Source organism: Sporolactobacillus kofuensis (genome assembly GCF_024125425.1).
Lineage (GTDB): Bacteria > Bacillota > Bacilli > Bacillales > Sporolactobacillaceae > Sporolactobacillus > Sporolactobacillus kofuensis.
This window is the reverse complement of sequence record NZ_JAMXWN010000004.1, coordinates 93,268-112,912: the sequence shown is the minus strand read 5'-3', so window position 1 is coordinate 112,912 and position 19,645 is coordinate 93,268. Positions and strand designations below refer to the sequence as shown.

Here is a 19,645-nt window from a genome sequence, read left to right as displayed (position 1 = left end):
TCTTTTCATGTTCTTTGTCTAAGTTAGGTTAGATGTGTTTTTTTCTTTTGAAAAAGTCGTATTTATCAGTTGTAATAAAATCACAGTCTGGAACGTGATGATCGTTTCTGAGAAGGATGGCAAACTTATTTAATAACTGCGAAAGATTGGTCCGTTCATTTTCTTCAATTGAAAATTTAAATCCATATTGAAAAATTGAAGATTTTAATTCCTTCACCCAGACCACTGAACCTTGACGTTTAATCACTTTTCCGAGAATTTTTGTTTCGATTTCCAATGTCAAAGATGGATCAACGCCAAAGCGCAAATCTGAAAGAAAACGTAATCCGCCTAAGCCAATATTTTCAATGAGAATAGTGGTTTTGCCAAGATTGACCTTTTTTTCATGAAATTGAACGAGGGTAATTGACCCATGTAACGGGATATCCAGATCAATTCTAAAATACTTTCTACGATTTTCACGATTGGTCACGTTCTCTTGACGTTCAACGGTAGGATCGTTTAACTTTTCATTCCTTAACAGTTCAGCAAATTCATCGGTGGAAACAGGTTTAGAGAAGACGTAACCTTGAATAATATTGCATTTGAAATCTTGTAATATTTTCAGCTGCTCTCGAGTTTCTACACCTTCTGCGACAACGTCCATCTTTAAATGATGAGCGAGTTCAATAATTGACTTTGTAATGAAGTTTGAACTTTCTTCATTTGTTTCACTTAAATCGTCAATAAAGGATTTATCAATTTTTAACGTGTTAATTTTGCCTTTAAAGCGCTTGAGATAGGAGAGGGATGAATAACCTGTACCAAAGTCATCAAGATTGATTCTGATTCCTTCACTTTGTAAACCATCTAAAATAGAATACACAATCTTTTCGTTCTCAAGAAGGGAAGATTCCACGATTTCGACTTCTAAATAGTTGGAATCCAACCCAGTTTTCGAAAGGATGCCCATAATATCAGACATCAGATTGTTCTCTAAGAATCGGTTTGCTGAGAGATTGATCGAGATGGGTATCGCCGGTAATCCTGCATTTTGCCAGGCTTTGTTTTGCTCGCAGACAGTTTGTTCAATCCATCTGTCTATTTTATACATCATGCCCATTTCTTCTGCCAAAGGAATGAATTCTTGTGGAGAGACAAGACCCCATTTAGGATGATTCCAGCGAATAAGCGCCTCAGCGCCTACAATTTGATGGGTAGTACCGTCAACTTTTGGTTGATAATATAATTCAAATTGATTCAATTCCAGTGATTGACGAAGATCTGACTCCAGATTGAAAAGTTTATAACTTTCAATATCCATAGAAGAGGTGTGAATTTGAACTTTGTTTTGTCCTTTTTCTTTGGCTTTATGAAGGGCGGAATCAGCATGTCTAACTAAAGTGGCAGAATCATCTCCGTCATTCGGATATATGCTGATTCCGATACTTATGTTAACGAACAACCGATAATCCTCGATTAAGAAAGGAACTTCAGACGTATTGATGATTTTGTTTGATAGGTGAATTACCTGGTCTAGATTTACTATATTTGGCACTAGAACGAGAAACTCATCCCCGCTCAATCGAGCAATGAAATGATCTTCATCGAGTAGATCGCTTAATCGATTAGAAAATTGTATCAGTAATTGATCACCAATGGGGTGTCCTAACGTATCGTTAATGTGTTTAAACTGATCCATATCCAAATACATCACGGCGAATTTACGCTGTAATGTTTGACTAATCATGATTTCCTCTGTCAGTTTTTTACGGAAAAACCTTCTGTTGGGAAGATCGGTTAATTCATCATGATCCGCAAGGTGTCGGGTTAAATCTTCTGCTTTTTTGCGTTTTGTAACATCTTGAAGCAAGCCAACAATTGTGATCTGGTTCTGGTAGAAAGTCTTTTTAACATGGCATTCAAAATAGGCTTGAGTACCGTCTTGCTTCTCTAATTTAAACGGAAAAGAAATGTTTTTTTCCATAGGTTTTGCTTCATTAATAAAAGAGGAAAGATCCGTTTGATCACTCGGCTTTATGTGATCGAACAGGCAGTCGTCAACACAGAAATACGGATCTAGAAACTCATATAATTTGGGATTTCCGTAGGTTAATTTACCATCTGAAATAATAAAAATACCAAAGGATGCACCGTCTGCTAGACTTTTGAACTTCAACTCGGCTTCTTCTAAGGATTGCTCCAATAATTTCCTATAGGTCATATCTTCTGCAATGACGAAAACACCGATCACTCGATTGTCAGTCTTGGCGGGAATCATGATTAAACAAAAATCGATAGGTTTACCATTTTTGTCTAAAAGAACAGTATTTACATACTGCTTTTCACCGGTAAGTACCTTTTTAAATCTTTTTATGTATGAGGAAACCTTATCACTTTGTAAAAATTTTTCTGTTTTACTTAATACTATTTCTTTAGGATCATAGCCGAGAAATTCAGAAAATCGCTCGTTTGGTAAAGTGATAACGCCGTTGATATCCAAGTAAAAAACAATATCCGGATTGTGATCGAAAAGTGATCGATAAAATAAATCGGAGTACTTCATTGTGTTGTCCTGGGCGATCGCCGCTTCATGTTTACGAGCCTTCCAAAACATTTTCTTGCCTCCTTTTCAAAACTGATGGGGTAAAATTTTGCTTTGTATCTTTGCGTTCTTTATATAATAGTATAATGTCGCTACTATGACTATAAGAAAATCAGACAATAATGCTCTGATGAATGCACTCTATTGAGGCAAAATAAAAAACCGCATTACGCGGCTTTTTACGTGACAAAGTTAATTACTTTCTTATCAAAGCGAGAATACCAGAAATTGCAATAAGAAGACCACTTAATGTCCTATTGAATGCTGCACGGGATCCGTTCCTTTCTCCCGAAAGCCAACCAAGAGTATGACAAATGTAAGGAGCATGTTCGCGATTAGTAAGAGGAAGATATGCTGATAAGCACTGATCAGTGCACCGGAATCGGAAAATGGGGCCTTCGCTGAAGAAAAGGCATAGACCAGCATAGCGAAGAGAGAGCTCATCACGGATGTGCCAATTGTAAGACCGAGATTGCGACCGAGACCAAGCATTGATGAAAACAGACCCTTATCTGCATCAGGAGCTTTTTGCATGACGACTGCATTATTCGGGGTCTGAAAGAAGGCGAGTCCACCATTGATCAGGATAATCCGCCAGACATAACCGACTGCACCGCTTGTAGCGGATAAAAAAGTCATTGCGAAGTCGCCGAGAAGAATGAGTAAAATGCCAAACGTCATGACTTTCCATGGCATTATTTTCTGCATCAACCAACCCGCGATAAAACCGAGTAGTGTTGTTGCAGCAGGACCGACAGAAAAGACGAGACCCATCTGTGCATTACTTAAGTGCGAGATTTGATGAAGGAAAAAGGGGGCAATTACCTGAACACAATTCAGATTACTATAGATAAAAATACTTGCAAATAAGCTTGTACAGAGCATGCGGTTCCGCCAAACTGAGGGGCGGATCAGCGGGTGAGTCGTCCGCATTTCAAGCAGAAAGAAAATGATAAATCCGATCAGTGCCACGCCGAACAGAAATAAAACCAACGGATCACTAAATCCTCTGTTTTCTGATCGAAGCATGGCGGAAACAAAAACAGCGAGTGCAGTGCCAAGCGTGAGTAGTCCGTGATAATCAAAAGGGATGTATGCGTTATGCGCGCGTGCTGGGCAATAGGGTTTCATGAGCAGAAGAGCCAGTAAGCCGAGTGGTACATTGATAAAGAATATGGAACGCCAGCCGAACATGTCAATCAGAACGCCACCAATCGTCGGACCGATTGCAAAGCCGAGTGAAACCATAGCCGTTAGAATGGTCATGGTCCGGGCAGCAATTTTTCCTCTAAAGGCATCTTGGGCAATCGCAAAACTAAGCGCCATGATAATCGCTGCACCGATTCCCTGAATAAAGCGTGCCACTGAGAGCACGAGGATGTTTGGTGCTAAGCCGCAAAAGAATGAGGCCAGGGTGAAGGCTGCCAAGCCAACCTGATAGACCTTTTTCATGTTAAAAAGATCGCCGAGTCTACCGGCACCGACAATCAGCGAGGTGACTGCAAGCATGTAACTGATGATCACCCACTGTACACCGGAAAATGAGGTGTTGAAGGCTTTCACAAGCGTCGGAAGTACAATGTTGACGACACTTGTATCGAGCGATGACATGAAGATGGCTAAGGCGAGACCAACAGTTATGGATCGAGCACTCTTGTTTTGTTTCGACTGGGTCATTAGAGGGAACCTCCACTTGATTAATCGACAAGTCTATTCAGAACGACAGCGGTTACACCTTTTCTTGTTCATAGTAACAAAATGCGAAATGAGAAGCGAACAATCTGATTTATGAGTAGGTGACCTCAATTGTACCTGATTTTGCGTTCGTGATTGTGAGTAGGAACAATCCTTTAAAGCGAAGCTTTTCATTTTAAGGGTGCCTAAGGAAGTCAGTTTGCCATCTTGTGTTTTCACACATTTTGGTTTAGAATCATAAAAGATAATGATAATCATTATCAGTTAAATGATTGAGAGGTGATTTCTTTGGTCAATCAAGGGGCAAGACGTGGAATGATCGGCTATTTCTATTATCCGATTATACTGCTTCTTCTCTTTCTCATTGCCATTTCCGCGATTTATTCTGTTTCAATTGGACAAGTACATATCCCGTTCAATCGATCGATGAATATCTTGTTGCATGTACTAACAAACGGCAAGTTGGGTTCTTCGGATGCTGTCGGGAATCAATCCTATTTCACGATCATCTATCAAATTAGAATGCCGCGGGTGATTTTCGCTTTGCTGATTGGTATGGGCCTATCTCTGTGCGGAGCAGTGATGCAGGCTGTTGTGCAAAACCCGCTTGCGGATCCATATATTATCGGGATTTCTTCTGGTGCTTCTCTTGGGGCGACGATTGCGATTCTGGTCGGTTTTGGGGCGAGCGCCTTTTTCGCCAACTTTGGCATAGCATTTGGTGCCTTTATCGGTGCCGTAGTGACTTCGGCTGCGGTGCTTTTGCTTTCAAGTATCGGTGGCAAGGCGTCGCCGGTGAAACTTGTGCTTTCCGGTGTTGTTGTCGGTGCTTTTTGCAGCTCATTGTCCAGTCTCGTGATCTACTTTGCGAACAATGCTGCGGGTGTTCAACAGGTGGCATTCTGGTCAATGGGAAGTCTTGCACCGTCAAGCTGGGACAAGGTCCCAATTTTGACTGTCGTTGTTCTGATCGGCTGCATTATTTTTTTGTTCCAACATCGCGTGCTCAATACAATGCTGCTCGGCGATGAGTCAGCGATCACACTGGGCATTAATTTGAGTGCCTTTCGCAAAATCTATATGATCCTTGCAGCGCTGATCACGGGAACGATGGTTGCGTATGCGGGAACAATCGGCTTTGTCGGTCTGATTATTCCACATATTTGCCGCGGACTCTTCGGTGCGGATCATAAACGCTTAATTCCGGCGACGCTACTTTTGGGTGGACTCTTTCTTATTTGGGCAGACATTCTGTCGCGAATCGTGGTTCCCAATGTTGATCTGCCGATTGGCATCATTACATCGGTCATCGGATCGCCGCTATTTATCTATATGATTGTGAAAAAAGGCTACAATTTTGGAGGCTGAGAGAAGTGGAACTTGCAGCGAAAGCACTGTATGTGCGAAGAGGCAAGAAAGAAATCATTAAAAATGCTTCTGTCTTTGTGAAAAACAAACAATTTGTCGGGTTGATCGGGCCGAACGGTTGCGGAAAATCGACGCTGCTGAAAAGTATCTATAAAAGCTTGATCCCACAGAGTGGAACCGTCTTTTTAGACGCTCTTGATGTCTTGAAGAGCTCAGAGAAAAAAGTATCGCTGCATTTGGGGGTTGTCGGTCAATTCAATGAAATGAGCTTTGACTTAACTGTGGAGCAAATGGTACTTCTCGGTCGGACGCCGCACAAGAAATTACTAGAGCAGGATCAATCGGATGATTATCAGATCGTCGAAGAGGCATTAAAGCGGACACGTTTACTCGATTATCGAACGCGTAGCTATCTGTCGCTTTCCGGCGGAGAAAAACAACGGGTCATTCTCGCACGAACCATTGCCCAGCAGCCACAATTGATGATTCTCGATGAACCAACGAATCATTTGGATATCCGCTACCAGTTTGAGATCCTGTCCTGCGTGAAGCAACTCGGAATCAGTGTGCTGGCGGCCCTTCACGATTTGGAACTGGCCGTAATGTATTGCGATTATGTCTATGCAGTCAAAGACGGCGAAATATATGCGCACGGAAAACCGGAAGAAGTACTTACGCCCGAAACAATAGAGGCACTTTATCAAATAAAATGTCAGACTTTTATAAATCCAGTAACCCATCGATTAGGCTTTGCCTACGGAATATGAGGAGGATCATGATGAAAAAGACAAAATTACTCGCTGGTTGCCTAACTGCACTCTTGCTGCTTGCCGGCTGCGGAAACTCAGCAACAAACGGATCGGACAAGAATGCAAAAAGCAGCAAATCACACTACCCGCTCACTATACAAAATTATACAAAGGCAGAAGGCGGAACCAAATGGAAGAAGAAGGATGAGGTCTATCAGAAAGAACCGAAACGGGTCATGGCGACAACCCGAACAGTAGCCGAACTGCTTCTTCATCTTGGACTGAAAGATAAAATTGTCGGAGTTGGTGGGAATTTTGGAACCGCAGATCAATCAGTTGCTAAAGGCTATGCATCGTTAAAGAAGCTTAGCAATTCGTATGTTGGCAAAGAAGCAGCAATCGGAACTAATCCGGATATCATTGTCAGCCGTGGCGATTTGTTTGACAATGCGGATTGGGGCGTTGGTACAGTCGACGCACTCAATACTATGGGTGTCGGTACCTATGTCCTTGAATCGTCAATTCCAGGCGGTACATACGATTCAATCTACCAAGATATTGATCACCTTGGGAAGATCTTCAATGTTCAGGATAAGGCGAAGACGTTTGCAGACAAACTGAAGACGCGTCAGAAAAAGATTACTGCGCAATTATCGAAAATCAAAAAAACGCAGACTTTTGCTTACCTGCACATGTCGGATCCAAAAGAAGTCTATGTCTATCCTGCTTACGATCAAACGTTTTTCAATAATGCCTTTAAAATGGTCAAACTCACTAACGTGTTCCAGAACGAGAAAGGCAATGTTAGTGTCGAAACTTTGGTCAAAACAAACCCGGATGTGCTCATTGTCCTGGATTGGCAGAATGATGGGGCAAAAATGAAGAAAGCACTGTACTCGAATCCAAAACTGTCCAGTATGAAAGCTATTAAGAACAAGCAAGTGTACACCATGGACTATAACTACCTGTTCAGTTACAGCTACAATACGCTCGATGGACTCGAACAGCTGGCAAAAGAAATGCATCCCGAGTTGTATAAATAATGTTGTTCCGGCATTTAAGAATACAAGTTTTCAAGGATGAGAGGGTGCATAGGGAATTTTTACTGATGTAGATTCGGGTCGTAAGCGAACATGTCCCCGGTGACTATGGAAGGTCGAATGCATACGCCATAGGCATTCTAAGTTTTCCTAAGATCTACTCAAGAGATTTTCAGTAAAGGAGCTTATTCAATGATCGATGTATATGATGTGACCATCATCGGTGGGGGGCCGGCGGGACTTTACACGGCCTTTTACAGCGGGATGCGTGCGCTAAAAACGAAATTGATTGAAGCAAAGAATGACTTGGGTGGCGTTGTCACCCAGTTTTATCCTGAGAAAACACTATATGATGTTGGTGGAATCGTAAAAATTACGGGCGAAGAGTTAGTGGATCAACTGGTTCAGCAAGCGGAAACGTTTCAACCGAACATTGTTAAAAATCAGGTGATTGATCACCTGGAACGACAAGAGGATGGCATCTTTAAATTGACCAGCACGAACGGCGATGTGCACTTCACACGCAAAATCATTCTCGCGGTCGGATGTGGCACCTTTGAAGTCAATAAGCTACAGCTTGATGGGGCTGAACACTTTGAAGGCTCAGGCCTATTTTATGCTGTACGTCATGTGCAGCAATTTGCTGGTAAGGAAGTGGTTATCTCTGGAGGCGGAGATGGTGCACTCGACTGGGCGGCGGAACTTGCACCAATTTGTCGACAAGTGACCGTAGTCTATAGGGGCGAGCAATTTACACATGCTCTGGAGCATCAGGTGGAGCGCCTGAAAAAACATGCCGTTGATGTGAAACTAGATTCTGAGATTGTCGCACTGTCAGGATCAGATCAGCTCGAATCCGTGACTGTGCGCGATGCAGTAACAGAGAAAGAGGAACACATTCTGACCGACGCACTCATTGTTAACCACGGGTTCCAATATGGACTTGGTGGGCTAGAACATTGGGGACTGTCGCTCGAGAATAATGGCATAGTTGTTGACCAACGGATGGAAGCATCAATCAAAGGCATTTTTGCCATTGGTAATGCTGCTTCTTATCCGCAAAAATTTTACTTAATCGCGGCCGGTTTCGTTGAAGGGCCAACTGCCGTGAACAGCATCAAACAGGATCTGGATCCTGAGGCACCGTCCCAAGCGATGGTCAGCACACATCATGAACGGTGGCATGAACAATTAGACTAAAGATAAGGACTGCCCACTAAGTCATTTTGACTTTGAGGCAGTCCTTTTACGATCTAGAGGATTAATGCACGAAAAATAGAAACTAATGCACGAAAAATAGAAACTAATGCACGGAAAATAGGAACCAATGCGCGAAACGTACGGCCAAATGCACGAAAAGCAAAAGCCCATGCGCAAAAAGCAAGAGTTTACCCGGATTAAGCCCGGGCTCAGAGTCCTTTCCCGGATAAGGAACCCTTTTTCCCGGATTGCACTGAACTTTTCCCAGATTAAAACTCAATTTTCCCGGATTAAGTCCGGGCTAAGCATCCCTTCCCGGTTAGGAACGCATTTTCCCTAGAGCGATGTCTGATCATGAAAAAAGGAGTCGGATATTTTTATCCGATTCCTTTTTATTATCAATAAGCGTATCTGCTGTGCTTTATTCATTTTTCGCCAAGTTTTCCAGTTTCCAATAATTCGGTTTTCCGCTGCCGAGGAGTGGGATTTCATCGATGTACTCGATCTCGGACGGCATGTAGAGCATGGACATCTTCTTGCTCTTGATGAACTTCTTGAACTCTCGGGTTGAGACCTTACCTTTTGTCGTGAACATGATGATTTGTTCACCTTTTCGCTTATCGGGGATGCTCACGGCGTAAAAATCAGATTCCCCATAACATTCTAGCGCTAATTCCTCAACCTTATTCAGTGAGATCATTTCTCCAGCTATTTTTGCAAACCGCTTTAATCGGGCGATGATCTTAATAAAACCATCTTTATCGATTTGGGCGATATCTCCGGTATTGTACCATTCGCCGCAAGGGACAAACCCTCTGCCGTGAATGAGATAACCTTTCATGACATTAGGACCTTTGAGCAGTAAATTTCCGCCTTCGTCAACGCCTTCTACTTTGGCGATCTTCGCTTCCATGAGCGGCAATAGTTTACCGACCGTGCCCTCTTTCAGTGCTTTTGGAGTATTCAGCGAGATAATCGGCGATGTTTCCGTAGCCCCATAACCTTCCAAAATCGTGATTCCAAATTTAGTTTTATAAGTTTCCCTGACGTCGTCTTTTAACTTTTCCGCACCAGCAACCACAATCCGCAACGATTGGAATTGTTCTTTTGTCGCAAATTTGGCGTAATTATTGAAAAATGTGTTGGTCGCAACAAAAAGGGTACTTTTATCTTTTTGAATCATCTTTGGAATCTCTCGATAGCTCAGTGGTGAGGGATACAAGAACGATTTAACGTTTCCAATGAACGGAAGTATCGAGCCTACCGTCATCCCAAACGAGTGAAACAGGGGCAGCGGATTGAAGATTCGATCGTTCTCTTTGACGTCTATATGTGCGAGTACTTGTTTGATATTCGCATAGATGTTTCGATGAGTTAAAATAACGCCTTTTGGTTTCGACTCCGTACCGGAAGTGAATAAGATGACTTCCGATGAATCTCTTTTCTTAAAGCGAGAGACTCTAGATTCGATCAAACCGGAAATTTTATGGAAAGCAGAAATCCCGTCCTTCAAATCTTCAAGATAGACAATTTTTACTTCTTTTTCCATTTCCTCAATCACATAGCCGAGATCTGCTTTTTTAATAAATTCTCGTGATGTAAGTACCGTCTTAAGGGAAGCGGTCTCCATACAGTCAATAATGTTTCGCGGCCCCATGGTAAAATTCAAGATACATGGTTTCTGTTCATTCTTAAATAGAGAAAAGAGCACTATGACTTGTGCAACAACATTGGGTAAGAAGATGCCGACGCGGTCCTCATTTTTCACCACTTCATTAATCTTTTTACTCATGATTGTTACCGCAATGAGAAACTTATTATAGGTAAAAGAACTAGTTAGATCCTCAATAATCACTTTTTTCGGATGCTGCTTTGCTTGCTTTACCATTTCATCAAATAGGTTCACGTCTTCAGGTATTTGTAACATACTCACGTTCACTCCTAGTAATTAACCAATTCTATTTTTGGGTGCGATATCCGCTCATTTGTTATATGAGTAACTCGCTAATCTTGTGTCTCTACATTATAAACCATAATCTACTACGTTCATAAAAAGTGTCTGTCTATTTATCACATCGATTCCGAAAAGTAGCATAGCGATAAATGAATCCTTGCTTTTGTATATACGCAATGAGTGCAGAGAAAGTTTTGTTCAGAGCACTTTTTGAAAACCGGTGCCGGTTTCTGCACTTAACTTTAGATAAAAGGCAAGGTTAATGGGGTTAGTTGATCACAAGAGGTGCTGTCTAATTACTTACATAAAGTAAGCTAATAAGTTATAATAACTGTATAGGGAAATGAACGAAATGAGGGAAGAACCGGATGACAATGGAAAACTACCGCATAGACCCAAACAAAGGGCTTGAATTTGGTATTTATACACTTGGTGACCATTTGCCGGATCCATTGACCGGCGAACGGATATCAGCAGAACAGCGCATTCATGAAATTATTGAGTATGCGAAACTGGCGGACCAGGTAGGCATTGACTTTTTCAGTGTCGGGGAAAGCCATCAGGAGTATTTTGCAACGCAAGCGCATGCGGTTGTTCTCGGAGCCATAGCACAGGCGACGAAGCAGATAAAAATCGGAAGTACGTCGACAATCATCAGTACATCGGATCCAGTGCGTGTCTACGAAAACTTTGCGACGATTGATCTAATTTCAGGCGGTCGTGCTGAAATCATTTGTGGTCGTGCCTCACGCGTCGGCTTGTTTGATTTACTGGGCTATAATTTGCGTGATTACGAGGAACTCTATGAAGAAAAGTTTGACTTGCTGTTGCAAATTAACAAGCAGAATGTCATCGACTGGGAGGGAAAATTCCGTGCGCCACTCAAGCATGCTGAAGTGCTCCCCCGTCCGAAAAATGGATCGCTACCCATTTGGCGTGCAGTCGGGGGAACACCGGCAAGTGCTATAAAAGCCGGTTACGCAGGCGTTCCGATGTTTATGGCTCATTTGGGTGGGCCTGCTGCCGCTTTCAAACAAACCATTGATGCGTATCGCCATGCGGCTCGAGCGCAGGGCTTTGATCCGTCAGAACTTCCGGTGACCACAGCTGGATTTTTCTTTGCAGCTGATACCGCCAAAGAAGCACTTCGTGAGCTGTATCCACGCATTAACGAAGGGATGAAACGCACGAACGGTCAAGGGTTCCCGAAACAGCTCTTCGCACAAGGTACCGATCCGCATAGTATAATAAACATCGGTAGCCCGCAGCAGATTATCGAAAAAATTCTTTACCAACATGAAGTCTTCGGCAATCAGCGTTATATTGCGCAGATCGACTTTGGTGGCATGCCGTTTGAAAACGTAATGAAGAATATTGAAATCATCGGTTCGGAAATCTTGCCGGCGATTAGAAAATACACGCAAACGAATAAGAAGGTGCAAGAATGAAGATTGTCGGATTATCCGGATCAAGAGTAGGCAGCAAGACGAGGACGGCAATGGACTACGCCCTAAAGGTAATAAACGAGAACTATCCTGATGTTGATGCTTCACTCATTGACCTCGCGGATTATGAAGTCCAGTTCAGCGACGGGCGCAACTATCTCGAATATGAAGGCGATACGCAACGTGTCGCCAAAGCCATTATGGAAGCCGATGCTCTGATCATTGGCACACCGATTTTTCAGGCATCCATTCCCGCAACATTGAAAAATATCTTTGATCTGCTTCCTGTGAACGCATTTCGCGATAAAGTGGTAAGCATGATGGTCACTGCCGGCTCGCCGAAACACTATCTCGTTGCCGAGCAACAGCTCAAGCCTATCCTTGCCTATATGAAAGCACAAATGGTGCAGACTTATGTCTTTATCGAGGAAAAAGACTTTATCCGGAAACAGATTGTTAATGACGATATCCTTTTCCGCATCGACCGACTGGTTGAGGATACAGTGCTTATGACAAAAACCTATACCAAATTACGCGAAGAAAAGGAAAAGGAGTATGGGTTTTAAAGGCTAATTATTGATTGTGGTGAAAAAGACGATAGCGAAAAATGAATAAGAAGTAAAACGATCATCTCCAAAATTGGAGATGATTTTTTGGTGTATGAGAGGGTGTGAACTATTTCAAAACTATTAAGCGGATGGGTGAAAAAATTTTGGCAGATTAACAATGCACGTGAACGTAATTAATCAATAAACGAAAATACTTGAATATGAAATTCGTTCAACCTTTCTTCTGTGAAAAGCGTATAATAGAACATGTTTTTTTCTTAAGGAAATAATCGACTTATGAACTGATTAATAGATGAAGGATGAAGAATTTCATGAAGGAGATTTTCAAAAAGAGTTCCGAGCAAAATCGATCAGATGTACATGAGAGTGATCGGCGGTTCTCAATTTATTGCAACACGATGTTTCTTTTTGCGCTTGTTGCTCATTTTTTGTTTGTGCCTGTATTCTATCAGCTTGGTAATCGGTTTGTGTTCATCACGAATATCATCGCTGTGTGTCTTGATTTGGCTTGCCTATTACTTAAAAACAGAGGCTATCTGCGGGTGGCGGGCTTTATATGGGTTTTTGAAATTGTCGTTCATGCATCGATTTGCATTCTTGCCTTTGGGTGGAATCTAGGTTTTTATTACTATTTTCTATCGTTGGTTCCTATTGTATTCTTCTCAAGATGGCATGTCGTGGTGCGGTTTCTGTTGACGGGTATTCTGTTCGCTGCGTTGCTTTTCTTCTATTTTTACACGAAAACCGTTCCGCCGATCACACGAACGAGTGCAGAGATGTCTGAATTGATGTATTTATTGAGTGTGACGCTCAATTTTATCGGACTCGGTTATGCGGCCTTCTACTATCGCAGCAATTCGGAAAAATTGGAGCGAAAATTGTCAATGCTTGCACATACGGATGTTTTGACAGGCGTTGACAATCGTCGGTCCTTTGAACGATTAGCCCAAAAGGAGCTTGCGCGTCAATTAAACCATCATAAACCGTGTGCCTTAATTCTGTTCGATATTGATCATTTTAAGAAAATCAACGATACATTTGGGCACGCAGTTGGCGATATGGCGCTTCAGAAAATGGCTGAGGTATGTGAACAGGTCTTACGTGAGCAGGACCATTTTGGCCGAATTGGAGGGGAGGAGTTCGCCGTTTTTCTAGCACATACCAGTCATGATGAGGCGGCGCACATTGCCGAAAGATTACGGAAGACGATTAGTGCTTGCCAAATTGAGCTTGACGGTGGCACCCAGGTTGCCTTAAGCGCAAGTGTTGGCTTCACGGTTCCAAAGGCAAAGCATGACGAACTCCCCCAATTGATGATACGCGCAGATAAAGCACTGTATCAAGCAAAGAGAGAGGGAAGAAATCGTGTGGCATCAGTAATCTGACGGCAAGGGTAAGAAACCTACTCAGAAAGCCTACCACAAAGGTTCCATAAAGCTCCCAATCATCTTAAGACCAAACGAAACACAAGCAACTTGCTTGTGTTTTTTTTGAAAAATGAAAGCCTCAGATAGCAGAATAATTACACATCCTATTACTTTTCCCAGTTCCGCATCTAATTTACTTAAAAATCGGTTCAATAAAAGTCATCTATTGATTGACTTTTGATATAATTGTGTTAAATTTCTCACATGCTTTTACAGCATCACAGGATTATCCCTTACAAATAGTTAAGGTGTTCCATTTCTTCAATATAATCTTTTAAATGCTTTGCTCACGCAAGGATGTGTTTTCAGTGAATCAAATACCCCAGATTTTATTGGAAGAATTGTATCAGAAGGCTATTGCTGTCTGATTTTGGCGAATCAAGTGATAAACAGGCAGATCCTGTGCGTGGTGATCTGAAGGAACAGTGCAGTTCTGAACAAGTGACCAATGAGAAACAAAGGGATATATTGACGAACCTTTTAAGTTGGAAAGGGAATGTGAATTTGGATGGTACAGCTGGAACAGACCGTGCATTGATTGCAAAACAACTCGTCCATTCGATGATGCACAAACGGGATGGGGATTGCGAGCAGATCAGTCACGTTGACCAAAGCCAGATCGATGAAGAATACTACAGGGAACATTATGGAAGCGCTAACGGTAGGAGATCGAATCAAAAATCTAATGAAAAAGAAAATGAATGTAACAAATTTTACGATACAGTAAGAAAGAATCCGGTCCATAACTATTCTGATGAACGGATTGATGACTATTGGACTACGGATCTCGACGATATCGAAATCGAGTCTGCTCTCGAAGAAAATGGATTAGAAGATGTACAAGACAGTGATGAAGCGATTAGTGAATACGAACGAGAAATCATGGACACGGATTGATCGATTAAGTAGAAACTGAATTTGTTTTCTACGACGGAGCAAATTATTCAGTTTCTAATCGGTAATAAGATATAATAAAGGATGTCTTTCTTTTCCGAATAAGATGAATTTCCGATGATTAAAAATATAGGGAATGAGTTGTTTTATGAAAGCGGTATTAGTCAATAATAATAAGAACGTTTGCTTAAATTATAATGAGAGTGATCGGAAATATTTTATATTTTGCAACAATGTATTTACCTTTGCATGTGTTGCGCACGTACTCTTTGTCCCCATCTTCTACGTATCAGGCAATTTTTTGACATTCACAAATAATATCATCGCTATTTTTCTTGATTTGTTATGTTTGACGCTTACTTATAAAGGATTTATGCGCGTTGCCAGCTTTACATGGGTTTGTGAAGTTGCCGTTCATTCTGTTATTTGTATCTGGGTATTTGGTTGGGAACAAGGTTACTATTATTATCTTCTTGCGCTAGTCCCTATTGTTTTCTTCGCAAGATGGCACATTTCTTTGCGCATCATTGTTTCTTTACTCCTTTTTTCAACAACATTATCTTTGTTTGGCTACTCACACACGCATCCACCGATCACGAGAATAAGTAATGTTATGACCCTGTTTATGTATGTGTCAAATGCTACAGCTACCTTTATTGGCGCTGCCTATGCTGCTTTCTTCTATAAAAAATATTCAGAACAAATGGAGAAAAAACTATCTAAACTTGCGAATACAGACGTTCTGACAGGTATTCATAATCGAAGATCCTTTGAATACTTAGTCAAACAGCAACTTGCAAAGCACTTCAAACAGATGAAGCCTTGTGTTTTCATTATCTTTGATGTTGATCATTTTAAGAAAATCAATGATTCATTTGGACATGCCATTGGAGATGCAGCTTTGCAAAAAGTTACGGATATCTGTAGGCGGTCTTTGCATGGTGATGATCTCTTTGGACGCATTGGGGGAGAAGAGTTTGCTGTATTTCTGGCCAATACGACTCAAATTGAGGCTGCCCATATTGCCGAACGGATTCGGAAAAATATTGAAGGATATACCATGAAGCTTGAGCGTGGTACAACGTTTGATTTGAGTGTTAGTATCGGAATCACGATTCCCCATGCGAAAAATGATGAACTGTCTCATTTAATGAAACGTGCAGATCAAGCGCTGTATCGAGCAAAAAGAGAAGGAAGAAATCGGGTTGTGTCGTTAAACTAAAATCTAAATAAAGTCGTTTCGAAATGGTTGCACGGTGAGAAATACGTGTACGCATCTGTAAATTTTTCTGGAATGATTAATCCCCAAACCGATCAAATGCGTCTCTGAATTCATCTGCATACTGAAGAAAAACATCGACAAGATCCGGATCAAAATGCGTGCCGCGGCTTTCTCTAATCATTTTCACAGCTTTATCATGGGAATAGGCCTGCTTGTAAACCCGTTTCGATCGTAGTGCGTCATAAACATCAGCTAAAGCAACAATCCTTGCAGAGAGGGGAATCTTTTCTCCGGCTAGACCATCCGGGTAGCCGCTCCCATCCCATTTTTCATGGTGCCAACGTGTAAGATTAATGCCAAGTTCCAAAAAAGTATTTCCCGGGTATTTTTTATGTACTTCTGAGAGCGTACGCGCGCCTATTGTTGTATGGGACTTCATTACAGAAAATTCTTCAGGTGTCAGTTTTCCGGGTTTCAGAAGAATGTGATCAGGTATGCCGACTTTACCGATGTCATGCAGGGGACTTGACTTGTAGAGATTATTAATATAGGAATCATCAAGTATATCTTTGTACTTCGCCATAGCTTGGAGCTTCTTGGCGAGCAGCTTACAGAACGCTGCAACCCGTTCAACATGAAACCCTGATGTAGGATCTCTTGATTCTAGTAGCCGCACCAAAGAATAAATCGTAGCGATCTGCGATTCATAGAGTTCTTTTTCCTGTCTGAGGTTCTTAACATATTCTTGCTTGTGATAATCAGCGAAAAAGCCGATCACGAAAGCAATGATGAGATACAAGATTAAGCGGATCAGCCAATTCTCAAGCGGCTGGCTCTGATGTAAAGCCACATCCAACGGCATAAAAGGTCCGAGCAACAGGCCACTGAGGAGGGCGTGAATGACTCCTTTTATCTTGCCATTTGTTGCCGAAACAACAGCAATGGGTAAGTACATAATATTTGAATAGGCATTGTTTGTCCCACCTGTGTAATAGACAATAAAAGAAATGAGGACAGAACAAATAGAGGAGCTAATCAGAACATAAAGAGCGTTGATTCTATCATTTTTCTGCACATTCTTTATCTTTTCGACCATAGGGACCCTTCTTTTGGTTCATTCTCTAGAATCAGGAAGTTGGCGTCTCTCATTGTTTACATGTTAGTCATAATATAGCAAATATTTTTCGCAGATGGAACAAAAAATGAGGAAAATTCCATGAATTTTTCATAGGTTCACCTTTTAGTCATCAATAAATGACAGTGACGTATGTTAATTAGGGTTATTGTGCATACTTGTGTCGCTTATTGGGTATGAGAAGAGCAGAAATCAAAGTGATTAGAGAGGATACGACATGGAGATCAAAAAAACGACGGTTCCATCCATCGATGCCTACATTGCCCTGTTTCCTGAATCTGTTCAAGAGATGCTTCAGATGCTCCGTCAGGTGATCCATGATGACGTGCCGGATGCAACGGAAAAGATCAGCTACCAAATGCCAACCTTTGCCTTGCACGGGAATTTGGTCCATTTTGCTGCGTACAAAAAACATATCGGCTTTTACCCAGGGGCAAGTGGGGTCGCAGCTTTTCAACAAGAGCTTACGAGCTACAAAACATCTAAAGGAACGATTCAGTTTCCAATTGATCAGCCGCTCCCCTTTGCGCTCATTCGCCGCATCGTTTCCTATAGAGTGAACGAAAACAAAAAGAAGGCCGCAAAAAAGGAGAAATGATTGATCGATCATTTCTCCTCTTTTTCTGAATTCATCGGTGAAAAAGTATTTACCGTTCACTTCGATCAACGAGCTGTTTTCTGCTGTTGAAAAAGCCCTTATAAGCTAAATAACAGGCAATAAATGAAGAAATGGCTGTGGTTGAGAGCAGCATGAAAGTCACCATGATTTGATACTTAATCGCTTCAAGTGGTGACGTCCCAGCAAGTATGAGCCCGGTCATCATGCCGGGCAGCGAGACGATACCTAATGTCTTCGCAGAATCAATCGTTGGTACCATTCCCGTCTTAATACAATCACGGATAATGTCCTTAGATGAAGGAAGAATATCTGCTCCTAAAGCAAGCTTGGTCTCAATTTCATCACGTCTGGCTTTGAATTCAGCAGCCATTTGTTTATAGCACAATCCGAGCGCAACCATGGCATTGCTGATAATCATGCCGCCGATCGGAATGATCTGGTACGGTTCATAATGGATGATTCCTGACAAGATGAGTATGATCAGCGTGACAAGTGTTCCTATAGCAATAGAGAGAAAAGAAATCAGCAAGCCGCGCTTGATTTCTTTTCCTCTTTTCGCAGCATTATAGGCAGCATTGAAAGTCATGAAGAGTAGTAAAAAGGTGGTAAAAGCAGGATGTTTAATGCCGAACACGAAAGTTAATACATAGCCAACGGCGACAAGCTGGATGACTGCTCGGATCACGCTGATTAAGGTTTCCTTCTCAAGTTTCAATTTTTGCCAGTACGAGAAGAAAAGGGTGACAAACACGAGTGAAGAAGCGATGAGCAGGGATGTTGTATGGATCGTATCTGAACCGTTCATCGGATCACCTCCAAGGATTTGACTTTTCCAGAATCGATCGTGAGGAGCTTATTTGCATATCTTCTGCTTTGCTCAGGATTATGGGTGATCCATAATAGCGTTGTGCCTGCATTGTTCAATTTTACGATGACGTCTTCAACGATTTGTGTATTTGCAACATCAAGTGCTGAAGTCACTTCATCGAGCAGAAGAATTTCTGGCTGAAAGAGCAAACTGCGAATTAAGGCAATGCGCTGCTTTTCGCCTCCGGATAGATTCTTCACATCTTTCTGTAAAAAATCGGTAGTCATTTGGAAGGCGGAGAAAAGATCCTCGACGCGTTGCTGATCATGAGCCTCATTTCTTATCGCAAAAGGAAATTCAATGTTTTCGATGACTTTATCTCCGAACAGATAAGGAGTTTGAAGACAATAAGAAATCTTCTTTCTAAGATCAGTCGGGATGTATGTATCAACGGATTGATTGTGGAATAAAATGTCTCCTTTGGTCGGGCTGATTAGATCGCAGCAAAGCTTTAGTAATGTGCTTTTTCCACTACCCGACGGCCCTACAATGGAGATAAAATCTCCGGATTCTACGCCTAAATCAAGATCCTCAATGATCGCTTTGTCGTCCCTAGTATAGGATATATGGGAACATTCAAGTAAAGCCACAACCTGCACCGCCGTTTCTCAATAATAATTTGGATGATTGCTTCGTTGATTATGGAAAGACAAAGTACCTTTCAATTATACCAATTTTTCACAGACTCAATCTGTAAATCCGCATAAAAATGCGTCTGCTCTGAAACTTCCGTACAGTTTTTTCGTAAGGTGTATAAAACGGTTACATTCTCGCTTGTAAAAAAATGGAGGGAATACTATTGATGATCGCTCTCGGTTTGCTCACCTTCGTATTTTCAATAGCTGCATCTGTTTTTTGGTACAATGAAGCGAAAAA

The 19,645-nt window shown here is 41.8% G+C and carries 16 protein-coding genes; 10 read left to right on the top strand and 6 right to left on the bottom strand.

What is annotated here, in order from left to right:
- Window positions 1–28: 28 nt before the first annotated feature.
- Window positions 29–2,545: an EAL domain-containing protein gene (locus tag NIE32_RS04590; RefSeq protein ID WP_290443457.1), complete on the bottom strand. Its 2,517-nt coding sequence runs from the start codon at window positions 2,543–2,545 to the stop codon at window positions 29–31.
- 285 nt (window positions 2,546–2,830) lie between these two features.
- Window positions 2,831–4,261 (bottom strand): MFS transporter, encoded by a 1,431-nt coding sequence (locus NIE32_RS04585; RefSeq protein ID WP_253053484.1) that lies wholly within the window; start codon window positions 4,259–4,261, stop codon window positions 2,831–2,833.
- A gap of 333 nt (window positions 4,262–4,594) precedes the next feature.
- On the opposite strand from NIE32_RS04585, the gene NIE32_RS04580 reads away from it, so the two are divergent.
- The 4 genes from NIE32_RS04580 (at window position 4,595) to NIE32_RS04565 (ending at window position 8,636) form a co-directional block, all read left to right on the top strand.
- Window positions 4,595–5,647 (top strand): FecCD family ABC transporter permease, encoded by a 1,053-nt coding sequence (locus NIE32_RS04580; protein WP_253053636.1) that lies wholly within the window; start codon window positions 4,595–4,597, stop codon window positions 5,645–5,647.
- A gap of 5 nt (window positions 5,648–5,652) precedes the next feature.
- Window positions 5,653–6,414, top strand: a complete 762-nt coding sequence (locus tag NIE32_RS04575; protein WP_253053483.1) for an ABC transporter ATP-binding protein — start codon at window positions 5,653–5,655, stop codon at window positions 6,412–6,414.
- Between the two features lie 11 nt (window positions 6,415–6,425).
- On the top strand, window positions 6,426–7,439 hold the full coding sequence (locus tag NIE32_RS04570; RefSeq protein ID WP_253053635.1) for an ABC transporter substrate-binding protein: 1,014 nt from the start codon (window positions 6,426–6,428) through the stop codon (window positions 7,437–7,439).
- Window positions 7,440–7,628: 189 nt separating this feature from the next.
- Complete coding sequence (locus tag NIE32_RS04565) at window positions 7,629–8,636, top strand: NAD(P)/FAD-dependent oxidoreductase (protein WP_253053482.1); 1,008 nt, start codon at window positions 7,629–7,631, stop codon at window positions 8,634–8,636.
- A 421-nt stretch (window positions 8,637–9,057) separates the two neighbouring features.
- On the opposite strand, the gene NIE32_RS04560 is transcribed toward NIE32_RS04565, so the two are convergent.
- Window positions 9,058–10,563, bottom strand: a complete 1,506-nt coding sequence (locus NIE32_RS04560) for an AMP-binding protein (RefSeq protein ID WP_253053634.1) — start codon at window positions 10,561–10,563, stop codon at window positions 9,058–9,060.
- Window positions 10,564–10,964: 401 nt separating this feature from the next.
- On the opposite strand from NIE32_RS04560, the gene NIE32_RS04555 reads away from it, so the two are divergent.
- From NIE32_RS04555 to NIE32_RS04535, 5 genes are all read left to right on the top strand, one after another.
- Complete coding sequence (locus NIE32_RS04555; RefSeq protein ID WP_253053480.1) at window positions 10,965–12,038, top strand: LLM class flavin-dependent oxidoreductase; 1,074 nt, start codon at window positions 10,965–10,967, stop codon at window positions 12,036–12,038.
- On the top strand, window positions 12,035–12,601 hold the full coding sequence (locus NIE32_RS04550) for an NADPH-dependent FMN reductase (protein WP_253053478.1): 567 nt from the start codon (window positions 12,035–12,037) through the stop codon (window positions 12,599–12,601). Before NIE32_RS04555 ends, NIE32_RS04550 begins: the two co-directional genes overlap by 4 nt.
- A gap of 314 nt (window positions 12,602–12,915) precedes the next feature.
- Window positions 12,916–13,989, top strand: coding sequence for a GGDEF domain-containing protein (locus NIE32_RS04545; RefSeq protein ID WP_253053476.1), 1,074 nt, complete (start codon window positions 12,916–12,918; stop codon window positions 13,987–13,989).
- 399 nt (window positions 13,990–14,388) lie between these two features.
- The gene (locus NIE32_RS04540; RefSeq protein ID WP_253053474.1) at window positions 14,389–14,928 is read left to right on the top strand and encodes a hypothetical protein; all 540 of its coding nucleotides are present in this window, start codon (window positions 14,389–14,391) and stop codon (window positions 14,926–14,928) included.
- A gap of 298 nt (window positions 14,929–15,226) precedes the next feature.
- Window positions 15,227–16,147: a GGDEF domain-containing protein gene (locus tag NIE32_RS04535; RefSeq protein ID WP_253053472.1), complete on the top strand. Its 921-nt coding sequence runs from the start codon at window positions 15,227–15,229 to the stop codon at window positions 16,145–16,147.
- Window positions 16,148–16,223: 76 nt separating this feature from the next.
- Here NIE32_RS04535 and NIE32_RS04530 read toward each other — a convergent pair whose 3' ends face one another.
- A complete protein-coding gene (locus NIE32_RS04530; RefSeq protein WP_253053470.1) occupies window positions 16,224–17,243 on the bottom strand; it encodes an HD-GYP domain-containing protein in 1,020 nt (339 codons plus the stop codon).
- 256 nt (window positions 17,244–17,499) lie between these two features.
- Between NIE32_RS04530 and NIE32_RS04525 the strand changes: the two genes are divergently transcribed.
- Complete coding sequence (locus NIE32_RS04525; RefSeq protein ID WP_253053468.1) at window positions 17,500–17,880, top strand: iron chaperone; 381 nt, start codon at window positions 17,500–17,502, stop codon at window positions 17,878–17,880.
- A gap of 49 nt (window positions 17,881–17,929) precedes the next feature.
- On the opposite strand, the gene NIE32_RS04520 is transcribed toward NIE32_RS04525, so the two are convergent.
- Entirely contained in the window at window positions 17,930–18,706 is a 777-nt protein-coding gene (locus NIE32_RS04520; protein WP_253053466.1) for an ABC transporter permease, read from the bottom strand.
- Window positions 18,703–19,359, bottom strand: coding sequence for an ABC transporter ATP-binding protein (locus NIE32_RS04515; protein WP_253053464.1), 657 nt, complete (start codon window positions 19,357–19,359; stop codon window positions 18,703–18,705). The genes NIE32_RS04520 and NIE32_RS04515 overlap by 4 nt, the downstream gene beginning before the upstream one ends.
- Window positions 19,360–19,645 lie beyond the last annotated feature (286 nt).

Excerpts from the sequence above, each read along its gene's own strand:
- NIE32_RS04570 (WP_253053635.1), top strand. The coding sequence starts at position 6,426 with ATGAAAAAGACAAAATTACTCGCTGGTTGCCTAACTGCACTCTTGCTG.
- NIE32_RS04560 (WP_253053634.1), bottom strand. The coding sequence starts at position 10,563 with ATGTTACAAATACCTGAAGACGTGAACCTATTTGATGAAATGGTAAAG.
- NIE32_RS04525 (WP_253053468.1), top strand. The coding sequence starts at position 17,500 with ATGGAGATCAAAAAAACGACGGTTCCATCCATCGATGCCTACATTGCC.
- NIE32_RS04580 (WP_253053636.1), top strand. The coding sequence starts at position 4,595 with ATGATCGGCTATTTCTATTATCCGATTATACTGCTTCTTCTCTTTCTC.
- NIE32_RS04590 (WP_290443457.1), bottom strand. The coding sequence starts at position 2,545 with ATGAAGTACTCCGATTTATTTTATCGATCACTTTTCGATCACAATCCG.
- NIE32_RS04565 (WP_253053482.1), top strand. The coding sequence starts at position 7,629 with ATGATCGATGTATATGATGTGACCATCATCGGTGGGGGGCCGGCGGGA.
- NIE32_RS04585 (WP_253053484.1), bottom strand. The coding sequence starts at position 4,261 with ATGACCCAGTCGAAACAAAACAAGAGTGCTCGATCCATAACTGTTGGT.
- NIE32_RS04555 (WP_253053480.1), top strand. The coding sequence starts at position 10,965 with ATGGAAAACTACCGCATAGACCCAAACAAAGGGCTTGAATTTGGTATT.
- NIE32_RS04520 (WP_253053466.1), bottom strand. The coding sequence starts at position 18,706 with ATGAACGGTTCAGATACGATCCATACAACATCCCTGCTCATCGCTTCT.
- NIE32_RS04530 (WP_253053470.1), bottom strand. The coding sequence starts at position 17,243 with ATGGTCGAAAAGATAAAGAATGTGCAGAAAAATGATAGAATCAACGCT.
- NIE32_RS04550 (WP_253053478.1), top strand. The coding sequence starts at position 12,035 with ATGAAGATTGTCGGATTATCCGGATCAAGAGTAGGCAGCAAGACGAGG.
- NIE32_RS04545 (WP_253053476.1), top strand. The coding sequence starts at position 12,916 with ATGAAGGAGATTTTCAAAAAGAGTTCCGAGCAAAATCGATCAGATGTA.